At 60.7% G+C, this 17,846-nt stretch carries 19 protein-coding genes; 4 read left to right on the top strand and 15 right to left on the bottom strand.

The window, feature by feature from the left end:
• Positions 1-73: 73 nt before the first annotated feature.
• A complete protein-coding gene (locus tag NDJ82_RS15950; protein ID WP_099583381.1) occupies positions 74-694 on the top strand; it encodes an energy transducer TonB in 621 nt (206 codons plus the stop codon).
• Between the two features lie 3 nt (positions 695-697).
• On the opposite strand, the gene NDJ82_RS15945 is transcribed toward NDJ82_RS15950, so the two are convergent.
• The 7 genes from NDJ82_RS15945 to ppc form a co-directional block, all read right to left on the bottom strand.
• Complete coding sequence (locus NDJ82_RS15945; protein WP_250925843.1) at positions 698-1,396, bottom strand: extensin-like domain-containing protein; 699 nt, start codon at positions 1,394-1,396, stop codon at positions 698-700.
• A gap of 3 nt (positions 1,397-1,399) precedes the next feature.
• Positions 1,400-2,227, bottom strand: coding sequence for an isocitrate lyase/PEP mutase family protein (locus tag NDJ82_RS15940; protein ID WP_250925842.1), 828 nt, complete (start codon positions 2,225-2,227; stop codon positions 1,400-1,402).
• A gap of 27 nt (positions 2,228-2,254) precedes the next feature.
• Entirely contained in the window at positions 2,255-3,115 is an 861-nt protein-coding gene (locus NDJ82_RS15935; RefSeq protein WP_250925841.1) for a DUF72 domain-containing protein, read from the bottom strand.
• The gene (locus tag NDJ82_RS15930; protein WP_099583385.1) at positions 3,115-3,405 is read right to left on the bottom strand and encodes a hypothetical protein; all 291 of its coding nucleotides are present in this window, start codon (positions 3,403-3,405) and stop codon (positions 3,115-3,117) included. The genes NDJ82_RS15935 and NDJ82_RS15930 overlap by 1 nt, the downstream gene beginning before the upstream one ends.
• Before the next feature lie 161 nt (positions 3,406-3,566).
• Positions 3,567-4,253: a tRNA (adenosine(37)-N6)-threonylcarbamoyltransferase complex dimerization subunit type 1 TsaB gene (tsaB, locus tag NDJ82_RS15925; protein WP_099583386.1), complete on the bottom strand. Its 687-nt coding sequence runs from the start codon at positions 4,251-4,253 to the stop codon at positions 3,567-3,569.
• 90 nt (positions 4,254-4,343) lie between these two features.
• Positions 4,344-4,991, bottom strand: a complete 648-nt coding sequence (adk, locus tag NDJ82_RS15920; RefSeq protein ID WP_057021888.1) for an adenylate kinase — start codon at positions 4,989-4,991, stop codon at positions 4,344-4,346.
• A gap of 295 nt (positions 4,992-5,286) precedes the next feature.
• Complete coding sequence (gene ppc / locus NDJ82_RS15915; RefSeq protein ID WP_250925840.1) at positions 5,287-7,914, bottom strand: phosphoenolpyruvate carboxylase; 2,628 nt, start codon at positions 7,912-7,914, stop codon at positions 5,287-5,289.
• Between the two features lie 183 nt (positions 7,915-8,097).
• On the opposite strand from ppc, the gene NDJ82_RS15910 reads away from it, so the two are divergent.
• From NDJ82_RS15910 to lptF, 3 genes are all read left to right on the top strand, one after another.
• Complete coding sequence (locus NDJ82_RS15910; protein ID WP_099583388.1) at positions 8,098-8,442, top strand: pilin assembly protein; 345 nt, start codon at positions 8,098-8,100, stop codon at positions 8,440-8,442.
• Between the two features lie 272 nt (positions 8,443-8,714).
• A complete protein-coding gene (locus NDJ82_RS15905) occupies positions 8,715-9,140 on the top strand; it encodes a DUF4398 domain-containing protein (RefSeq protein WP_099583389.1) in 426 nt (141 codons plus the stop codon).
• Between the two features lie 55 nt (positions 9,141-9,195).
• Positions 9,196-9,981, top strand: coding sequence for a lipotoxin F family OmpA-related lipoprotein LptF (gene lptF, locus NDJ82_RS15900; protein WP_099583390.1), 786 nt, complete (start codon positions 9,196-9,198; stop codon positions 9,979-9,981).
• A gap of 50 nt (positions 9,982-10,031) precedes the next feature.
• Here the strand turns inward: lptF and NDJ82_RS15895 are convergent, their stop codons facing one another.
• From NDJ82_RS15895 to prfB, 8 genes are all read right to left on the bottom strand, one after another.
• The gene (locus NDJ82_RS15895) at positions 10,032-10,334 is read right to left on the bottom strand and encodes a hypothetical protein (RefSeq protein WP_250925839.1); all 303 of its coding nucleotides are present in this window, start codon (positions 10,332-10,334) and stop codon (positions 10,032-10,034) included.
• Positions 10,335-10,452: 118 nt separating this feature from the next.
• Positions 10,453-10,779 (bottom strand): PA3694 family proteiin, encoded by a 327-nt coding sequence (locus NDJ82_RS15890; protein ID WP_053137353.1) that lies wholly within the window; start codon positions 10,777-10,779, stop codon positions 10,453-10,455.
• Positions 10,776-11,681: an alpha/beta hydrolase gene (locus NDJ82_RS15885; RefSeq protein WP_112193827.1), complete on the bottom strand. Its 906-nt coding sequence runs from the start codon at positions 11,679-11,681 to the stop codon at positions 10,776-10,778. Before NDJ82_RS15885 ends, NDJ82_RS15890 begins: the two co-directional genes overlap by 4 nt.
• Before the next feature lie 27 nt (positions 11,682-11,708).
• Positions 11,709-12,986: a flavohemoglobin expression-modulating QEGLA motif protein gene (locus NDJ82_RS15880; RefSeq protein ID WP_250925838.1), complete on the bottom strand. Its 1,278-nt coding sequence runs from the start codon at positions 12,984-12,986 to the stop codon at positions 11,709-11,711.
• Positions 12,987-13,008: 22 nt separating this feature from the next.
• Positions 13,009-13,557 carry a hypothetical protein gene (locus NDJ82_RS15875; protein WP_250925837.1) on the bottom strand — a complete coding sequence of 183 codons (549 nt, stop codon included), beginning with the start codon at positions 13,555-13,557 and terminating at the stop codon, positions 13,009-13,011.
• A gap of 16 nt (positions 13,558-13,573) precedes the next feature.
• Entirely contained in the window at positions 13,574-14,290 is a 717-nt protein-coding gene (locus NDJ82_RS15870) for a TetR/AcrR family transcriptional regulator (RefSeq protein WP_099583394.1), read from the bottom strand.
• A 106-nt stretch (positions 14,291-14,396) separates the two neighbouring features.
• Entirely contained in the window at positions 14,397-15,899 is a 1,503-nt protein-coding gene (lysS, locus tag NDJ82_RS15865) for a lysine--tRNA ligase (RefSeq protein ID WP_099583395.1), read from the bottom strand.
• A gap of 80 nt (positions 15,900-15,979) precedes the next feature.
• A protein-coding gene (prfB, locus tag NDJ82_RS15860; protein WP_095943132.1) for a peptide chain release factor 2 occupies positions 15,980-17,075 on the bottom strand; the annotation gives its coding sequence in 2 pieces (ribosomal slippage) (positions 15,980-17,002 and positions 17,004-17,075; 1,095 coding nt in all).
• Positions 17,076-17,846: the final 771 nt, after the last annotated feature.

The raw sequence follows: 17,846 nt of genomic DNA, 5'->3' as shown, positions 1-17,846 counted from the left end.
AAGGATCGGCAAACAACGGCCGATAAAAATAACAGTCAGGTATTTTGCCAGAGCTGAGCGTCGACCGAGAAAAATGTCAGACATTCTCCCCCTAACCATCGGTGTACTGCCGACCCACAACCACTACGGCCTGCGCAATACTCAAGCGCTGGCCGGGGTGAGTCATGTGTGGCAGGACTTCTTCGCCCGTGCGCTGGCCGAGCAGCTTGGCGATACGCCGGGCGCGCTCGCCGTGCAGGCGCCAGCACCGGTGGACCCAGCGGTAGAACCTCACGAAGGCGCCGACCTGCTGTCGCAGATCCTCACGCAGCGTGAGTGCGACGTGAAAGACACCGAAATCGCTCCGCCTGAGCCACTGTTCCTGCCGATCGCCGAATTCGAAACCGAGTTGCTGCCACCGGCTGCAACGCCGTTCCCGGACGCAGAGATCGTCGCCCAGCAACGCCAGCAGAACTTCGAAAGCGGCTGGGTACGCCCCATCGTGCTCACCGCAGGCCAACCACTGCCCGAGCCAAGCCCGGCGCCGCAACCTCGCCCACTGCATTTGCCGATTGCCGAGTTCGAACTGGACCTGCTGCCGCCGCCCGCCACGCCGTACCCGACTGAAGAGCTGGTGGCCCAGCAAAAGGCCCTGGACTTCGACTACTACTGGGCACGCCCATTGATCGCCAACAACCTGCGCCTGGCCGCCTGAGCCTCAGCGACAGACCCACCAGCGCCCCATGTCCAGATGGAAGTGGTTGCGGTGCGCGGCATTGTAGTCCGGGCTCAACACCACGTTGAAATCATCACAGGCGCTATCGCGCACCTGACGCAAAAACCGTGCGCTGTCGCCCTCCCCCGGCCAATCCTTGAGCACGCTGATACTGCGCCCATCCGCCAGCCGAAACCCGGCGATATCCAAAGCATTGGCAGACGCATGCTGACTGAGGCGCCCCTCGGCACGACCATAGATATTGCGACAGGCGAAGCTGCCCAGATGATCGACCCGCGTGACCGCCTGGCCGAACACCGCCTGCGCCGCCGGTTGCAGGCTGTGACGCTCAAACAGCGCGAACGCCACCGCCAACGGGCAACTGGCGAGAAAGCTGCTGCTCAAGGCCACGTCGGCGCCCTGCACGCGCAAGGTATTGCGCAAAGGGCAGGCGGCGTCGGCGGGCGTGTCGACCTGATGGCTGACGCGCAGGCCGGAGGTTTTCAGCACCTGGTCGCACAACGCCGGATCCTCCTGCAAACGCCCCAGCTTGTAGCGGGTCAACAGGTTAGGGCTGGCGCGCACATCCAGCGGCGCCCAGGGGTTCCATTCAGCGGGCAGCGGTACCCAGCCTCGCCATACGCCCACGCCAATCGCGCCGCCGAGCAGCAGTAACACGGCCAGTACTTTGAAAAAACGCACCGCTTAGTCCTTGAAGAACTGATTGGCTTGGCTGAAGGGCATCGAGCGTTCGGTGAAGGTAAAGGTGCCGAGTTCATAGACTTCCTGGGCCGCCCGGTAGAACTGACCATAGGCCGCCAGCGCCATGGCCGATCCCACACTGATGCGCTTGACCCCCATCGCGCTCAGTTGCGCCACGCTGAGTTTCAGCCCACCGGACATCAACACATTCACCGGTTTTGGCGCCACGGCCTTGACCACCGCCAACACCTCCTCGGCGCTGCGCAGGGCCGGCGCATACAGCACGTCGGCACCTGCTTCGGCGTAGGCTTGCAGGCGGCGAATGGTGTCAGGTAAATCCAGGCGACCGTGCAGGAGGTTTTCCGCACGGGCCGTCAGAGTGAAAGGGAATGGCAGACTGCGCGCGGCGGCGACGGCGGCTCCCACACGTTCGACGGAGAGGACGAAGGCATAGATCGGGTCATCCGCGATGCCCGTGGCATCTTCGATGGAGCCGCCGACGATGCCGCTCTCAGCCGCGCGCAGAATGGTCTGGGCACAGCCTTCGGGGGTGTCGCTGAAGCCGTTTTCCAGGTCGGCCGCCACCGGCAGTGCGGTGGCCTTGGCGATCATGGCGGCATTGAGCAAGGTGTCTTCCAGGGACAGCGCGCCTTCCGCATCCGGGCGCCCCAGGCTGAACGCATAACCCGCACTGGTGGTGGCGAGGGCTTCAAAGCCGAGGCTGGCGAGCATCACGGCGGAGCCCGCGTCCCAAGGGTTGGGCATCACGAAGGCGCGGTCACGCTCGTGCAAGGCCTTGAAGGTTTCGGCGCGTCGGGTTTGGGCATCCATGACTGACTCCTGGCGGGAAAAGGAGCCCTAGAGTAACCCCAGTTGTTCGGCTTCGGGTTGCCGATCCAGCGTTGGCAGCGCAGGCAGGCCGGGCAGGCGTGCCATCAACTGGTCGTGGAAGCGCAGGGCCAGTTGTGCGGCGAGGCGGTTGTCCGAGGTGTGCAGAAACACATAGGGCGTGCGGCCCTCTTCGATCCAGCCGGCAATTTTTTCCACCCACGGGCCCAGGAACGGGTCGTTGGCCTCAAGCTCCGGATGGCCGATAAAGCGCACCTGGGGAAACTGGGTCAGCGCTGCCGGGCGCGGTGGTACCTTGGGCTTTTTGGATTGGGCATGCAGCACCGCTGCCGAGGTGGACGTGCAACTGAACAACGCACGCGGATCGAGGCAGATACGTTCGACGCCCCGATCACGCAACAGGCGGTTGAGCATGCGCTCGGCATCGCCCTTGGCGAAGAACTCCGGATGACGCACTTCAACGGCCAACGGGCGCGCCAGGCCATCAATAAAACCGGCCAGTTCCGCCAGGCGTTGTGGCGAGAAACTCGCCGACAGTTGCAGCCACAACGGCGAAACCCGCTCACCGAGCGGGCTCATCAAACTGACAAAACTTTCGGCCGCAGGCAATTGCTCACGCAAGTCGCCGCCATGGCTGATATCACCGGGGAATTTGGCAGTGAAGCGAAAATCGTCAGGCATGATTTCAGCCCAGCGCTGCACGGTAGCGACGGAAGGTCGGGCATAAAAAGTAGTGTTGCCTTCAACGGCGTTGAAGACTTGGGAATAGAGGGTCAGATAGTCGCTGGAACGCGCATCGGCGGGATACAGGTACTCGCGCCAGGCGTTTTCACTCCAGGACGGGCAACCGAGGTAGTAAGGCAGGCGCATCAGATGTGGATGTCGAGGCCCAGCACTTCCATATCCCATTCGACAAAGCCGGCGGTGGTCAGGTAGCTGGCCAGGGCGGTGGCAACGCTTTTGCTCATGGAGCGCGGGAAGACCATATCTTGTTGGCGGGCCGGAAGGCCGCTGATGCGTGCCTGCGAGTTGGGCTGTGCATCGGGCTGGACTTCGATGAAGTCCGGTGAGTCTTCGACGGACTCGTCTACCGTGACGTTTGCCTTACGCGGCTTGCGCTTGATTGGGTAGGACTGTGAGGAAAAGCCGTCTATACGCATCGATGCGAACTCGGTATCGGTGATGGCATTTTAGTGGCGCAATCCGTAGCGCGCAAATGCTCTGGTGATAACTAGAACACATAATTTGAAAAAGGTTTAAAAGCAGGGGCAAATTCTGACGATTGGCGCCGGATTACATCAAATTGCCACCACTTTTGATGTCACACGATCCCGCGTTCTGCTTTGGTTTGTGCCACTTTATCGCGCAGATAAACCGGTGCAGCCAGATCGGCAGCAATTGCCTCACCGCGCTCGAAAGCAAAACGTGCAAGGCTCAACAAGTCTTCGGCGTGAGGTAACATGGCGGCGTCCTGGCCAACCAACCGAACGCCGATACGCTCGCCATAACCCCAGCCAGTGCCGGCACCGAACCAATCGCCGCTGGCATCGTCCGGCAAGACCGACGACTCCGGTGGCTGCACAGCCTCAACACCCACCAGGCGCATTTCGCCAGCCGTTTCGCGGTAGCAGCCCCAGTACACCTCATCCATCCGCGCATCAATGGCTGCTGCCACCTGCGAAGCACCGTGTTCACGCCATGCGCGCTGAGCCAGGACGGCAAGGTTGGACACCGGCAGGACCGGGCGATCCAGCGCAAATGCCAGGCCTTGCACAACGCCAATGGCGATCCGCACACCAGTAAATGCACCCGGACCGCGGCCAAAGGCGATGGCATCGACGGCGGCCAGGGTGGTGCCCGCTTCGTCCAGCAGTTGCTTGATCATCGGCAACAGCTTCTGCGCGTGCAGGCGCGGGATCACCTCGTAGTGGCTCGTAACGGTGCCATTGTGCAGCAAGGCAACGGAGCAAGCTTCAGTCGCGGTGTCCAGGGCCAGCAGGGTGCTCATCGGTGTGGGTGTCCAAGTCGAAAAAAAGTGCGCCAGTATAAACAACAACGGCCCGCAAGCGGGCCGTTGTGTCGCAAGCCGATCGAAGGATCAGCTCAGTGCTTGCAGCACCTTGGCAGTGATGGCTTCTACCGAGCCAACGCCAGGGATGTGGCTGTACTTCGGCTTGCCCTGGGCAGCGGACAGCTTCTGGTAGAAGTCCACCAGCGGCTTGGTCTGCGAGTGGTAGACCGACAGGCGATGACGCACGGTTTCTTCAGTGTCGTCTTTACGCTGCACCAGGTCTTCACCGGTGACATCGTCCTTGCCTTCAACCTTCGGCGGGTTGTAGACGACGTGGTACACGCGGCCCGAGCCTTCGTGAACGCGACGACCGGCGATACGCTGGACGATTTCTTCGTCTTCAACGGCGATTTCGACCACTGCGTCCAGCTCAACGCCGGCCTTCACCAGGGCTTCAGCCTGGGGAATGGTGCGTGGGAAGCCGTCGAACAGAAAACCGTTCTTGCAGTCGTCCTGGCTGATGCGTTCCTTCACCAGGTTGATGATCAGGTCATCGGAAACCAGGCCGCCGCTGTCCATCACGCTCTTGGCGATCAGGCCCAGCTCGGTGCCGGCCTTGACGGCCGCACGCAGCATGTCGCCGGTGGAGATTTGTGGAATGCCGAATTTTTCAGTGATGAACTTTGCCTGAGTACCTTTACCGGCCCCGGGAGCTCCCAGCAGAATGACGCGCATTGATGTGCTCCTCAATTTTTATATAGAGATGACGCTCGGATTCACCGCGTTGGGGCAAATCTCGTAGAAGTGTGGCTCGTAGCAATAGGATTCGGGCCGCCCAAACGGCCAAAGGCTGATCAAGATACACAGCAGGCCTTAACCACACAAGCCGCCAAAAGTCGCAGGAACCGCGCCCGGCATGCGTCATAGGTAGGGTGTGCCTGAGTGCAACCCGGCCCTGTAAACGCCGACCGCCCGGTTCCGGGCGGTCGTCGTGGTTTATCTGCAAGCCGTTGAGAACACGCAAAAAACCTCAGCCGGTATTACGTAAACCGGCGGCAATACCGGCCACGGACACCAGCAGCGCTTGTTCCAGAGGGCTGTCCTGCGCCGCTTCCTGCTGGCGCGAGCGTGCCAGCAACTCAGCCTGCAACAGGTGCAAGGGGTCGAGGTAGGTGTTGCGCAGGCGGATGAACTCCAGGGTGTCAGGGCTATGGGCCAGCAGTTGCGACTGGCCAGTCAGGCCAAGCACCACGCCACAGGCCTGCGACAATAGGTCGCGCAAGTGCACACCCAATGGCAACAGATCCGGCTGGACCAGACGCTCGTCATACAGGCGCGCGATATCGGCATCTGCCTTGGCCAGCACCATTTCGAGCATATCAATACGGGTACGGAAGAACGGCCATTGCTCACGCATCTGTCCCAGCAGTTCGCCCTCGCCGCGCTCCAGGGCCTTGCTCAACGCGGCTTCCCAGCCCAACCACGCCGGCAGCATCAGGCGGGTCTGGGTCCAGCCGAAGATCCAGGGGATCGCGCGCAGGCTTTCTATACCACCGGCGCGGCGCTTGGCCGGACGACTGCCCAGCGGTAAACGGCCAAGCTCCTGCTCGGGGGTGGATTGGCGAAAATACTCGACGAATTGCGGATTTTCCCGCACCACGGCACGGTAAGCACTGACACCATCGGCGGCCAATTCGTCCATCAAGTGGCGCCAGGCCGGCTCGGGTGGAGGCGGTGGCAGCAGCGTCGCTTCCAACACGGCGGCCAGGTACAGGTTGAGGTTCTGCTCGGCAATGTCCGGCAGGCCGAACTTGAAGCGGATCATCTCGCCCTGTTCAGTGGTACGGAAACGCCCCGCCACCGAACCCGGCGGCTGCGACAGGATCGCCGCGTGGGCCGGGCCGCCGCCACGGCCGACGGTGCCACCGCGACCATGGAACAACAGCAATTCCACCTGCTGCTCACGGCAGATATCGACCAACCGTTCCTGGGCGCGGTATTGCGCCCAGGCGGCTGCGGTGGTGCCGGCGTCCTTGGCCGAGTCGGAGTAGCCGATCATCACTTCCTGCGGGCCCTGCAAGCGCGCACGGTAGCCCGGCAGCAGCAACAGTTGCTCGATCACCGGGCCGGCGTTGTCCAGGTCGGCCAGGGTTTCGAACAGCGGCACCACGCGCATCGGCCGCTGAACGCCCGACTCTTTAAGCAACAATTGCACGGCGAGCACGTCCGACGCAGCCCCGGCCATGGAGATGACATACGAGCCCAGCGATGCAGCGGGCGCGGCGGCCACTTCCTTACAGGTGTTGAGCACTTCGGCCGTGTCCGCCGATGGTTTGAAATAGCTCGGCAGCAGCGGTCGACGGTTGGCCAGTTCCTTCATCAGAAAGCTGATGCGTGCGTCTTCGTCCCACTCTTCGTAACGGCCCAGGCCCAGGTAATCGGTGATTTCGGTCATGGCCGCCGAATGGCGACTGGAGTCCTGGCGCACATCCAGCCGCACCAGGAACAGGCCAAAGGTGACGGCCCGGCGCAGGCAATCGAGCAGCGGGCCGTCGGCGATCACGCCCATGCCGCACTCATGCAGCGACTGGTAGCACAGTTCCAGCGGCTCCAGCAGATCGCGGTTGTTCTGCAACACCTCGGCCGGTGCCGGTGTGTTGCTGCTCAACGCGGTGTGCGCCCACTGGCGTGTGGCGCGCAGGCGTTCGCGCAGTTGCTTGAGCACGGCGCGGTAGGGTTCGACACTGTCGCCCACTTTGGCCTGCAATGCCGGGCTGGCGCGTTGCATCGACAGCTCGGAGGCCAAATGATCGATATCGCGCAAATACAGATCGGCGGCCATCCAGCGCGCGAGCAATAGCACTTCGCGGGTGACCGGCGCAGTGACGTTCGGGTTGCCGTCGCGGTCGCCGCCCATCCAGGAGGAAAACCGAATCGGCGCGGCTTCCAGCGGCAGGCGCAGGCCCGTGGCAGCGTGCAAGGCCTGATCAGCCTTGCGCAAGTAATTGGGGATGGCGTGCCACAGCGAATGCTCAATCACCGCAAAGCCCCACTTGGCTTCATCCACCGGCGTGGGTCGGGTGCGGCGGATTTCTTCGGTGTGCCAGGCTTCGGCAATCAACCGTTGCAAGCGTTGGCGGATCTGCTCGCGCTCGGCGGTAGTGAGGTCGCGGTGATCCTGCAGCGCCAGTTGCGCGGCGATGGCATCGTATTTCTGGATCAGGGTGCGGCGCGCCACTTCGGTGGGGTGGGCCGTGAGGACCAGGTCAATCTCCAGGCGCCCCAGTTGGCGGGCCAGGGATTCGTTGCTGTGACCCTCGCTTTGCAGGCGGGCCAGCAACTCCGGGAGTACGCGCGATTCGAAAGGCGCCGGCTGCGACTCATCGCGCCGGTGAATCAATTGGTACTGCTCGGCGATATTGGCCAAGTTGAGGAACTGGTTGAAGGCCCGGGCTACGGGCAGCAGTTCGTCTTCCTGCAATTGGTTGAGGCTGGTACTCAGCTCATCGCCAGCGCCGCGACGATCGGCCTTGGCGCCTTTGCGGATCTGCTCGATCTTGTCGAGGAAATCATCGCCGTACTGCTCTCGAATCGTGTTGCCCAGCAGTTCACCCAGCAGGTGAACATCCTCACGCAAGCGTGCATCGATATCACTCATCAGCCAATCTCCAGCCAGAAATCCGGGACGCGCAGGCCTGCCAGAGTGCCGTCAGCATCGTTTTATGACAAGACTTTAAACCTTGCCGCTTGCAGCTAGTCTCAACTGTGAGCCGCCGCGTTATCCATGCGCGCGACTGGTCACTCATCACCGCCTGCCATCCCAGGCTTTATTGAGGTTGCCATGAAAATTCGAGAACTGGCCCAGCATTGGGAAGAGAACGCCAAGGGTCGCTTGACCAAGACCGAGTACGCCATCCATCTGGATGTCGAGGCCGCCGCTCGGTTGGCGGCCATCGCCGAGATGTACCCCAAGCGCAATACCGAAGAACTGCTCGGCGAGCTGATCGGCGCCGCCCTTGAGGAGCTGGAAGCCAGCTTTCCCTACATCAAGGGGCAGCACGTCATCGCCACTGATGAAGAGGGCGACCCGCTGTATGAAGACGTCGGCCCGACGCCACGTTTTCTCACGCTGTCTCGGCGCCATCTGCATGACTTGTCGGCCAGTGCCGACGAACCCAAGCACTGACACCCCCTGACTAACCCTTGTACACCGGGCCTCCCAAAGGCCCGGTGTACTTCTGCGTGCAGCAAAAGTTCCAATTTTTTACGCTGACCATTCAGTCAGTTATTTTTTTAGGCAAATCGCCATCTTCTCTGAACTATTCAAAAAAGCCTCCGGTCACAGCCAGTAAGCCATCACTTGGAACAGCCGTTTGAATAGGTGCCCCGCGCTTAACCGCAGAGCCCGCCACAGCTGACCACCTACGATGGATGTTGAAGTTTTTCAGGAGTTATCCAATGGAGTTGAAGACGATGAAGACCAGCACTGCCAAATCCTCGTTTAACCACCTGCGCGGGCTTAAATTGGCCGCGCTGGCAATCGGCACCAGCTTCGTTCTGGCTGGCTGCGCCGGCAACCCTCCGACCGAACAGTACGCCGTTACACAATCTGCGGTGAACAGCGCTGTCAGCGCCGGCGGCACCGAGTACGCGGCCGTAGAAATGAAGTCGGCCCAGGACAAGCTCAAGCAAGCCGAAATCGCGATGCACGACAAAAACTACGACGAAGCCCGTCGCCTGTCTGAACAAGCTGAATGGGACGCTCGCGTTGCAGAGCGTAAAGCTCAGGCCGCCAAGGCTGACCAGGCAGTGAAGGATTCTCAGAAGGCTGTTGACGAGCTGCGTAAGGAAGGCATGCGCCCGGCTGCTATCCAGCAGAAATAAGCCGCCGCCCCTGACTGCATCGCACCTGATATCGAATTGAAAGGACGACACGACTATGCGTAAACAATTGATGATCCCTGCCCTGCTGGCGATGAGCGTTGCCCTGGCAGCTTGCTCCACCCCGCCGAACGCAAACCTGGAAAACGCTCGGACCAATTTCTCGGCCCTGCAGGCCAACCCTAACGCCACCAAAGTAGCGGCTCTGGAAACCAAGGACGCGCAAGATTGGCTGGACAAGGCTGACAAAGCCTACCGTGACAAGGAAGACGAGAAGAAGGTCGACCAGTTGGCTTACCTGACCAACCAGCGCGTTGAGGTGGCCAAAGACACCATCGTGCTGCGCGAATCCGAAGCCAAGCTGAAAAATGCCGGCGACGAACGTGCCCGCGCCCTGCTGGACGCCCGTGATGCACAGATCAAGCAACTGCAAGACAGCCTGAACGCCAAGCAGACTGATCGCGGCACCTTGGTGACCTTCGGTGATGTGCTGTTTGCGACCAACAAGGCCGACCTGAAATCCAGCGGCCTGGTCAACATCAACAAGCTGGCGCAGTTCCTCCAGGAAAACCCGGATCGCCAGGTGATCGTCGAGGGTTACACCGACAGCACCGGCGCCGATGCCTACAACCAGAGCCTGTCGGAGCGTCGTGCTGCTTCGGTACAGGTTGCACTGATCAAGATGGGTGTTGATCCACGCCGCATCGTGACCACCGGTTACGGCAAGGAATACCCGGTTGCCGATAACGGCAGCGTGTCGGGCCGTGCCATGAACCGCCGCGTTGAAGTGACCATCTCCAACGACAACCAGCCGGTCAAACCACGTTCGTCGATGGCGAACTGATTAATCGATGCTGAAAAAAAACCCACCTGACGGTGGGTTTTTTGTGCCTGTCAGACCTGGACCTGACGACCGTTATCACTGTCCGGCATCATCGCCTCCATCCCTTGGCGCCCACTCATCATCTTCCTGATCTGATCAGGGTCAGGCTGACCACCCGAACCACCAGATGAACCTGATCCGCCACCGCCCTGAGCGCCACCGGCGCCGCCGGAGAGCATTTCGAGCAGCTTCTTGAGCAGCTCCGGGTCTACTTTATCGTTTTGATGACCAGCGCCTTCAGCAACATCTCGCCCCAGGCTTTCCTGGCCCCTTGCCATTCCCAACATCTTGCCTATAGCACTAATGCCACTCACGTTTACACTCCAGAGTCCATATTCATAAGTTATTTGCCAGTCGTACTGACAGGCTAGTCAGTGGCACCTTACGAAAAACGGTTCCAGATATGTCCGGCTATTTGGAATGACGAACCTGCTACTGCTGCAGTTGCGGCGTTTCCTGCCCCAAGCAGCGCACGGCCTGTTTCTTGTTATTCACCAGCACGCCGCTCAAGCCTTTTTGCTCGGTATCGAACATCACCAGCACGCCATCGACGCACTGCGCCACCTGGGCCGCCGGGGTCAGCGAGATTTTGTAGTCCTCGCCGGGTACGGTCTTGAGCATGGTGAAGTCACTGAGCAGTAACGCATCTTCCGGTTTGGCGAAGTGCAGGTAGCCGTAGTACCACAGGCAGCCGACGGTGCCGATGATGGTGCCGATACCGGTGAGAATCAGCGGGATCATGTTGCGTTCTTCGCTCATTGCGGGCTCTCTGATGAATCAACTTTAGGAATGGGGTAGTTCGCAATTTCGCCCAGGCGGCGCAGGCCGTTGAAGTGCTGCGGGTCGTCCAGGTAGCGCAGCATCACGGTTTGCCAGGTCTTGTCGGCAAAGGTCTGCACATGGCCGCCCCGGGTCAACTGCAACACCCTCGGCGCTGGCGCGGCCTGGTACAGGCGGATGCCATTGGACAGCGGCACGATCGGGTCATCCAGGCTGTGGAACAGTAGTTTGGGTACGCCGGTCAGTTGCGGCATGGCGTTGATTGCGCTGTCGGCGTCGGGCACCAGCCAGGACAAAGGCACCTGGAACGGCCATGTTAGCCAAGAGGTGCTGAGGGCGAATTGTCCTACGTCACGATAACTGGCGGGCACGCCATCCAGTACCAGCGCTTTGAGCCTGGCCTGACGCTCAGGATGCGCCGCCAGATAGTGCACCGCCAGCGCACCGCCCAGGCTCTGACCGAGGACAATCAGCGGCTGGCCTTGGGTTTCCGGGGCCGTGTCGATCCAACGGAACGCCGCATCCACATCCTCATAGATCGCCGGCAACGACGGTTTGCCTTCGGACAAACCATATCCGCGATAGTCCACCAGCAGCACTTGATAGCCCTGCTCCGGCAACCACCAACTGCCGCCGAGGTGCCAGGCCAGATTGCCACCATTGCCGTGCAGGTGCAGCACCGTGCCTTTGACAGGCACGCCAACCTTGGCCGGCAGCCACCACGCGTGCAGCTTCACGCCATCAGCGGTGGTGAGGGTGACGTCGCGGTACGCCAGACGGGCCTTTTCCGGGGTAAAGGGCAGGCCGGGCTCGGGGTAGAACAGCAGCGAGCTGCAGCCGTTCAAGGTGAGTAGCAGGCACAGAATGCCGAGGATTCTCATCCGATGAAGCCTCGTGAATAAACGTGTTTAAAGGATATTGGAGTAATCCGCTTCGATCCGATCCAGGCTCAGGTGGTTGAGGAAGTTGGAGAAGCACATCCACGCGGCCAGCGCGTTCATGTCGCGGAACTGCTCCGGCAGGTACTTGGGTGGCACCACCAGTCCTTCATCCACCAGTTGGCGCAGGGTCCGCATGTCTTCCAGGGTGGTCTTGCCGCAGAACAGCAGCGGCACTTGCTCCAGCTTGCCTTTGCGCACGGCCAGCTGGATGTAGTTGTAAACCATGATAAAACCCTTGAGGTAGGACAAATCCTTGGTAAACGGCAGGCCATTGGGCACCGAGCCACGGAATACACGGCTGGCGTTGCCATAGCTTTCGGCCATTTCAAAGCCTTGCTCGCGGAAGAACTCGAACACCTGCAGGAAGTCGGCGCCCTCTTCCACCATGTGGATGGCGCGGGTGCGGTTGGTCAGTTTGCGCAGGCGACTGGGGTATGAGGCAAACGTGATGATCTCCATCAGAATGGCCAGGCCTTCCTGGGTCACAGTGGACGACGGCGGGCCCTTGGACAGAAAGGTGCAGATCGGCTGGTTCTGGCCGTTGAGGGTGGTGCCGACGTGCACCAGGCCTTCATGCACTTCCAGGGCGCGTACGTCGCGATTGTTGAACATTGCATCGGCGCGGATCTTGATGTAGTCGGCCCCCGCCGCCGCGTCGGCGACGATGCCGTCGGACTCGAACACGCGGATGGTCTCTTCCGCCTCGCCGAACACCGTGTTCAAACGGGTTTGCAGCAGGGCGACGGCGTCCTTGGCGGTGAGGGTCTTGGCTTCGTCCTTGAGGTCGCCACGGCCATCGATATTGTTCAGGTAGTCGGAGAGCATCAGCCCCAGGTCGGCCAGAGTCGGGTCGCCAGCATGAAACGCATCGGAGGCAGCGCCGTACAATTCCTGGGAAATCAGGCCGAAGTCCTCGGTGCCGCGTGCTTCGAGCATACGCACCACCATGCGGTATTCACGGCACATGCGGCGCATGATCTGCCCCACCGGGCTGAACTGGCCGAGCCGACGGGTGATATCACGCTCAATGTTCTGGAATTCCAGCTTCACTGCGCTGGAATCGAACGACAGCGGTCGGTTCAGGTAATAGTCGCGGTCCACGGCAGGCATTGCCTTGCCCTTGGCCTTGAGGAATCCCTGGCGAATGTTGTCGTCCCACTTCACGGCGTCGAGGACGCGAATCGGTGTTTGCGCCAGCACAATGCGATCGGACAAGGTGCGTATCGTCTGCTGGTAATCGTCCACCGGGTGCTTCCTTCTTCAAACGTTATTTGCCCGCACGCCGGTAGCGCACGGCTTCAACGAACACATCGGCATTGGCCGGGTTGTCCAGGTAGGCAAACACCTGGTCCATGGGGCTATCCACCAACACGCCGTCGCCTTCGACGGTTTCTACCGTATGACCACGCAACGCCTGTTGGCCGATGGCCTGGTGGATCTGGTCCAGATCCAGGTTGTAGACCACCAATTCGTGCTTTTCGTCGAATTCGAAGCCGGCCAGGATAAAATTCCCACCGAGCTTTGTAGGCAACGGCGCCGACAGGTACCAGCGGTTGCCATGGCGCAACACGCTGAACAGGTACTCGTCGCGCTGCTCCGGCGTGGCCTTAGGGTAGCTCACGGCTTTGTAACGGTGCTCACCGGCCCGCGTAATGTGCAGGTTGAGCGGCTCGCCCCAGGCATTTTTGCTGGACCATTGGCCCAGCAACTCATCCGGCGCCGCTTCACGGGTTGCCAGCGGCTCCTTGAAGGTCACCAGGCAACCACTGAGCAGCAGGAACGACAAGGCGATTACTGCGCTGCGCCAGGTTTTCATCAGACACCCTCCGGTGTCAGACCGAGGCCAACACCAAATGCATGTAACGCTTGAGGATCTCAAGCATCTCTTCACCGGTCAGAGGCTCTGCGCCGCCCAACAGGCCCTGATATTCCATCCGACTGATAATCGCCGTCAACACCTTGGCGTCCTGCTGCGGTTCGCGGGAGCCCAGAACCTGGAAAAACTGCCCGGTGCCCTGCAACAAAATCTGCTGGTGGGAGCGCACCAGTTCGGCCAGGCGCGGGTTCAGCAGCGCCTCCTGGCGGAACGCCTGTTCCGCCATCAGGTATTCGCGGCGGTTGATCAGTTGGCGCTGCACATAATCGGCGGTCAGGCGCGCGATGTCATCGGCCAGCTGTGAGCGCGACTCCGGGCTGCCATCCCCGTAGGCGACCATCTCGCGCAACAGGCCTTCGTTACGCACCCACAGCTTGCCCATGAAGGCGGCGCTGCGTTCGACGTACTGGGCAAAGGTATCGGTGAGCAGGTCATCGATGTCTTTGAAATAGTAGGTGGTGGCCGACAGCGGCACACCCGCCTCCGCCGCCACCGCCCGATGGCGCACGGCACGCACGCCTTCGCGCACCACGATGCGCATGGCCGCATCGAGAATGTCTTGCCTGCGTTGCTCGCTGCCCCGACGACTGGCCTTACGGCCCTGGTACTGGACGCTTTCAGCCACGGCAGCAGCAATGCCGGCGGCGCCTTCTTGTGCGATTACGCGGTTCACGACTCACATCCTTGAATAGATCAAACCCTGGCGCTGTTTGCTTGACGCTTAAAAACGCCACATAAAAAAGCCGCCTTATAAAAGGCGGCTTCGGATTTCGCTACGTTTACACTTCTGGCCGCATATGCGGGAACAGGATCACGTCGCGGATCGACGGCGAGTTGGTCAACAACATCACCAGACGGTCGATGCCGATGCCTTCGCCGGCGGTTGGCGGCATGCCGTATTCCAGGGCGCGCACGAAGTCGGCGTCGTAGTGCATGGCTTCGTCGTCGCCAGCGTCCTTGTCGGCCACCTGGGCCATGAAACGCTCGGCCTGGTCTTGCGCGTCGTTAAGCTCGGAGTAGGCGTTGGCGATTTCGCGGCCGCCGATGAACAGCTCGAAACGGTCGGTGACGTTCGGGTTGTCGTCGTTGCGACGGGCCAGCGGCGACACTTCGAACGGGTATTGGGTAATGAAGTGTGGCTGTTCCAGCTTGTGCTCGACCAGTTCCTCGAAAATCATCACCTGCAATTTGCCCAGGCCTTCAAAACCCAGCACCTTGGCGCCGGCTTTCTTGGCAATGGCACGGGCCTTGTCGATGTCGTTGAGGTCGTCGGCGGTCAGCTCAGGGTTGTACTTGAGGATCGAGTCGAACACCGACAGGCGCACAAACGGCTCGCCGAAGTGGAAGACCTTGTCGCCGTACGGCACGTCGGTGCTGCCCAGGACCAACTGTGCCAGTTCGCGGAACAGTTCTTCGGTCAGGTCCATGTTGTCTTCGTAGTCGGCGTAAGCCTGGTAGAACTCCAACATGGTGAATTCTGGGTTGTGACGGGTCGAGACGCCTTCGTTACGGAAGTTGCGGTTGATCTCGAACACCTTTTCAAAACCGCCGACAACCAGCCGCTTGAGGTACAGCTCAGGCGCAATGCGCAGGAACATTTCCAGGTCCAGCGCGTTGTGGTGGGTTTCGAACGGCTTGGCTGCGGCACCACCGGGGATGGTCTGCAGCATCGGCGTTTCCACTTCCAGGAAGTCGCGCTGCATCAGGAAGCTGCGGATGTGCGCGATGACTTGGGAACGTACACGGAAGGTCTGGCGCACCTCTTCGTTGACGATCAGGTCAACGTAGCGCTGGCGGTAGCGCTGCTCGGTGTCGGTCAGGCCGTGGTGCTTGTCCGGCAGTGGGCGCAGGGACTTGGTCAGCAGGCGCACGCTGGTCATCTCGACGTACAGGTCGCCCTTGCCGGAACGGGCCAGGGTGCCTTCGGCGGCGATGATATCGCCCATGTCCCAGGTTTTCACCGAGGCCAGGGTTTCTTCAGGCAGCGTCTTGCGGTTGACGTAAACCTGGATGCGCCCGGTCATGTCCTGGATCACCATGAACGAGCCACGGTTGAGCATGATGCGACCTGCCACCTTGACCGGGATCGCAGCCTCTGCCAGCTCTTCCTTGGTCTTGTCCGCGTACTGTTTCTGCAAGGCATCGCAGTAATTGTCGCGGCGGAAGTCGTTGGGGAAGGCATTGCCCTTGGCGCGCTCGGCAGCAAGCTTTTCCTTGCGCAGGGCGATCAGGGAGTTTTCTTCCTGTAGCAGGGCTTGCGGGTCGAGTTGTTGGTCGCTCATGTCTTTTGAAATTCCATCACAGGTTCGTTGCCCTCAGCCTACGGCTGAGGATCGCGGGCAAGCCCGCTCCTACAGGTTCTTTAGAGGCCGGACTTCAGGCTGGCTTCCAGGTATTCGTCGATATCGCCGTCGAGCACCTTGTCGCAGTCGCTGCGTTCGATGTTGGTGCGCAGATCCTTGATCCGCGACGCATCGAGCACGTACGAACGGATCTGGTGACCCCAGCCGATATCCGACTTGGTGTCTTCCAGCGCCTGGGAAGCGGCGTTGCGCTTCTGCATTTCCTGCTCGTACAACTTGGCCCGCAGCATTTTCATGGCGGTGTCCTTGTTCGCGTGCTGGGAACGTTCGTTCTGGCAGCTGACCACAGTGTTGGTCGGTACGTGGGTAATACGTACGGCCGAGTCGGTGGTGTTTACGTGCTGGCCACCGGCACCGGATGAACGGTAGGTGTCGATGCGCAGGTCGGCCGGGTTGATCTCGATTTCCACCTTGTCGTCGATCTCTGGCGAGACGAACACCGCCGAGAACGAGGTGTGGCGACGGTTGCCGGAGTCGAACGGGCTCTTGCGCACCAGGCGGTGCACGCCGATTTCGGTACGCAACCAGCCAAAGGCGTATTCACCCTTGATGTGCACGGTCGCGCCCTTGATACCCGCCACTTCACCGGCCGACAGTTCCATGATGGTCGCGTCGAAACCGCGCTTGTCGGCCCAGCGCAGGTACATGCGCAGCAGAATGTTGGCCCAGTCCTGGGCTTCAGTGCCGCCGGAACCGGCCTGGATGTCCAGGTAAGCGTTGTTCGGGTCCATTTCATGGCTGAACATGCGGCGGAATTCGAGTTTGGCGAGGTTTTCCTCTAGACGGGCCAGTTCGGCGACGACATCGCCCACTGCGCCTTCGTCGTTTTCTTCGACGGCCATGTCCAGCAGGTCACGGCAATCGGCCAGACCGGTGTTCAGTTCGTCGAGGGTGTCGACGATCTGCGCCAGCGCGGCGCGCTCGCGGCCCAGTTCCTGGGCGTATTCGGGTTTGTTCCAGACAGCCGGATCTTCAAGCTCGCGATTGACTTCGGTCAGACGCTCATGCTTTTGATCGTAGTCAAAGATACCCCCGAATAGTTTCGGAGCGCTCGGACAGGTCCTTGATGGTGTTCAGGATCGGGTTGATTTCCATAGCGGGCAGCACTCGTTGGCGAACTTTTGAAAGCCGGCGAGTATAACGGCAAACGGGGGGGAGCGGCAGCCCGCTGGGCGAAAAGGGGGGGGGTTGGATTATGTTGGGGGCATATCCGTTGCTGCGGTAACGGCTGCGTATGGTTCCGCCCTTACGGCGGGTCACTTTTGGAAAGGCACAAAAGTAACCAAAAAGCCACGCCCAGTATGACTCACCCACATGGGTTAAAAATGTGGGAGAGGGCTTGCCCTCGATAGCTGTGGATCAGTCACAGCTGCATCAGCTGACACTCCCTCATCGGGGGCAAGCCCCCTCCCACATTTTATCTCCATATATCAGATAGATCTCAGCCTGCTTTGAATCTGCTTTGGACCTGCTTTGGATCTGCTTTTGCTCTGGCCCTTACATCCTTGTCGCTGACGAAGTCAGCGCTCTTTTGATCTGCGCTTTTGATCTTGATTTTGATCTTAGGCGCCCCGTCAAACACGCTGGCCGAACGCAGGCTTGAATCCGTGGGTAACCCGGCAGGACGCCGGGTTAGCCGCGCTGGGCCAAGGATGGCCCATCGCGGCGGCCCACGGATTCAAGCCTTCGTTCGGGCACACCGAGCCTAAGCGAGGTGCCGAGTGTTGGGGCAAGAGCCCTTTGGTGGACTTGTTCCCTCGCAGCGGACGCCAAGAAGCGATATTTTAATCGCAACCTTGGAGGCACCTATGTCACAGCAAACCCGCCGCAGTTACACCGACGACTTCAAAGCTCAGGCAGTGACAC

Source organism: Pseudomonas sp. SR18, assembly GCF_023701505.1.
GTDB lineage: Bacteria > Pseudomonadota > Gammaproteobacteria > Pseudomonadales > Pseudomonadaceae > Aquipseudomonas > Aquipseudomonas cyclaminis.
The sequence above is the reverse complement of the archived record's forward strand: the minus strand, read 5'-3'. Positions and strand labels throughout refer to the sequence as shown.

Coding starts and splice junctions, on each gene's coding strand:
- lptF (WP_099583390.1), top strand. CDS start 9,196: ATGCGTAAACAATTGATGATCCCTGCCCTGCTGGCGATGAGCGTTGCC.
- adk (WP_057021888.1), bottom strand. CDS start 4,991: ATGCGCGTCATTCTGCTGGGAGCTCCCGGGGCCGGTAAAGGTACTCAG.
- NDJ82_RS15885 (WP_112193827.1), bottom strand. CDS start 11,681: ATGAGAATCCTCGGCATTCTGTGCCTGCTACTCACCTTGAACGGCTGC.
- NDJ82_RS15930 (WP_099583385.1), bottom strand. CDS start 3,405: ATGCGTATAGACGGCTTTTCCTCACAGTCCTACCCAATCAAGCGCAAG.
- lysS (WP_099583395.1), bottom strand. CDS start 15,899: ATGAGCGACCAACAACTCGACCCGCAAGCCCTGCTACAGGAAGAAAAC.
- NDJ82_RS15940 (WP_250925842.1), bottom strand. CDS start 2,227: ATGGATGCCCAAACCCGACGCGCCGAAACCTTCAAGGCCTTGCACGAG.
- ppc (WP_250925840.1), bottom strand. CDS start 7,914: ATGAGTGATATCGATGCACGCTTGCGTGAGGATGTTCACCTGCTGGGT.
- NDJ82_RS15875 (WP_250925837.1), bottom strand. CDS start 13,557: ATGAAAACCTGGCGCAGCGCAGTAATCGCCTTGTCGTTCCTGCTGCTC.
- tsaB (WP_099583386.1), bottom strand. CDS start 4,253: ATGAGCACCCTGCTGGCCCTGGACACCGCGACTGAAGCTTGCTCCGTT.
- NDJ82_RS15910 (WP_099583388.1), top strand. CDS start 8,098: ATGAAAATTCGAGAACTGGCCCAGCATTGGGAAGAGAACGCCAAGGGT.
- NDJ82_RS15935 (WP_250925841.1), bottom strand. CDS start 3,115: ATGCGCCTGCCTTACTACCTCGGTTGCCCGTCCTGGAGTGAAAACGCC.
- NDJ82_RS15905 (WP_099583389.1), top strand. CDS start 8,715: ATGGAGTTGAAGACGATGAAGACCAGCACTGCCAAATCCTCGTTTAAC.
- NDJ82_RS15950 (WP_099583381.1), top strand. CDS start 74: ATGTCAGACATTCTCCCCCTAACCATCGGTGTACTGCCGACCCACAAC.
- NDJ82_RS15890 (WP_053137353.1), bottom strand. CDS start 10,779: ATGAGCGAAGAACGCAACATGATCCCGCTGATTCTCACCGGTATCGGC.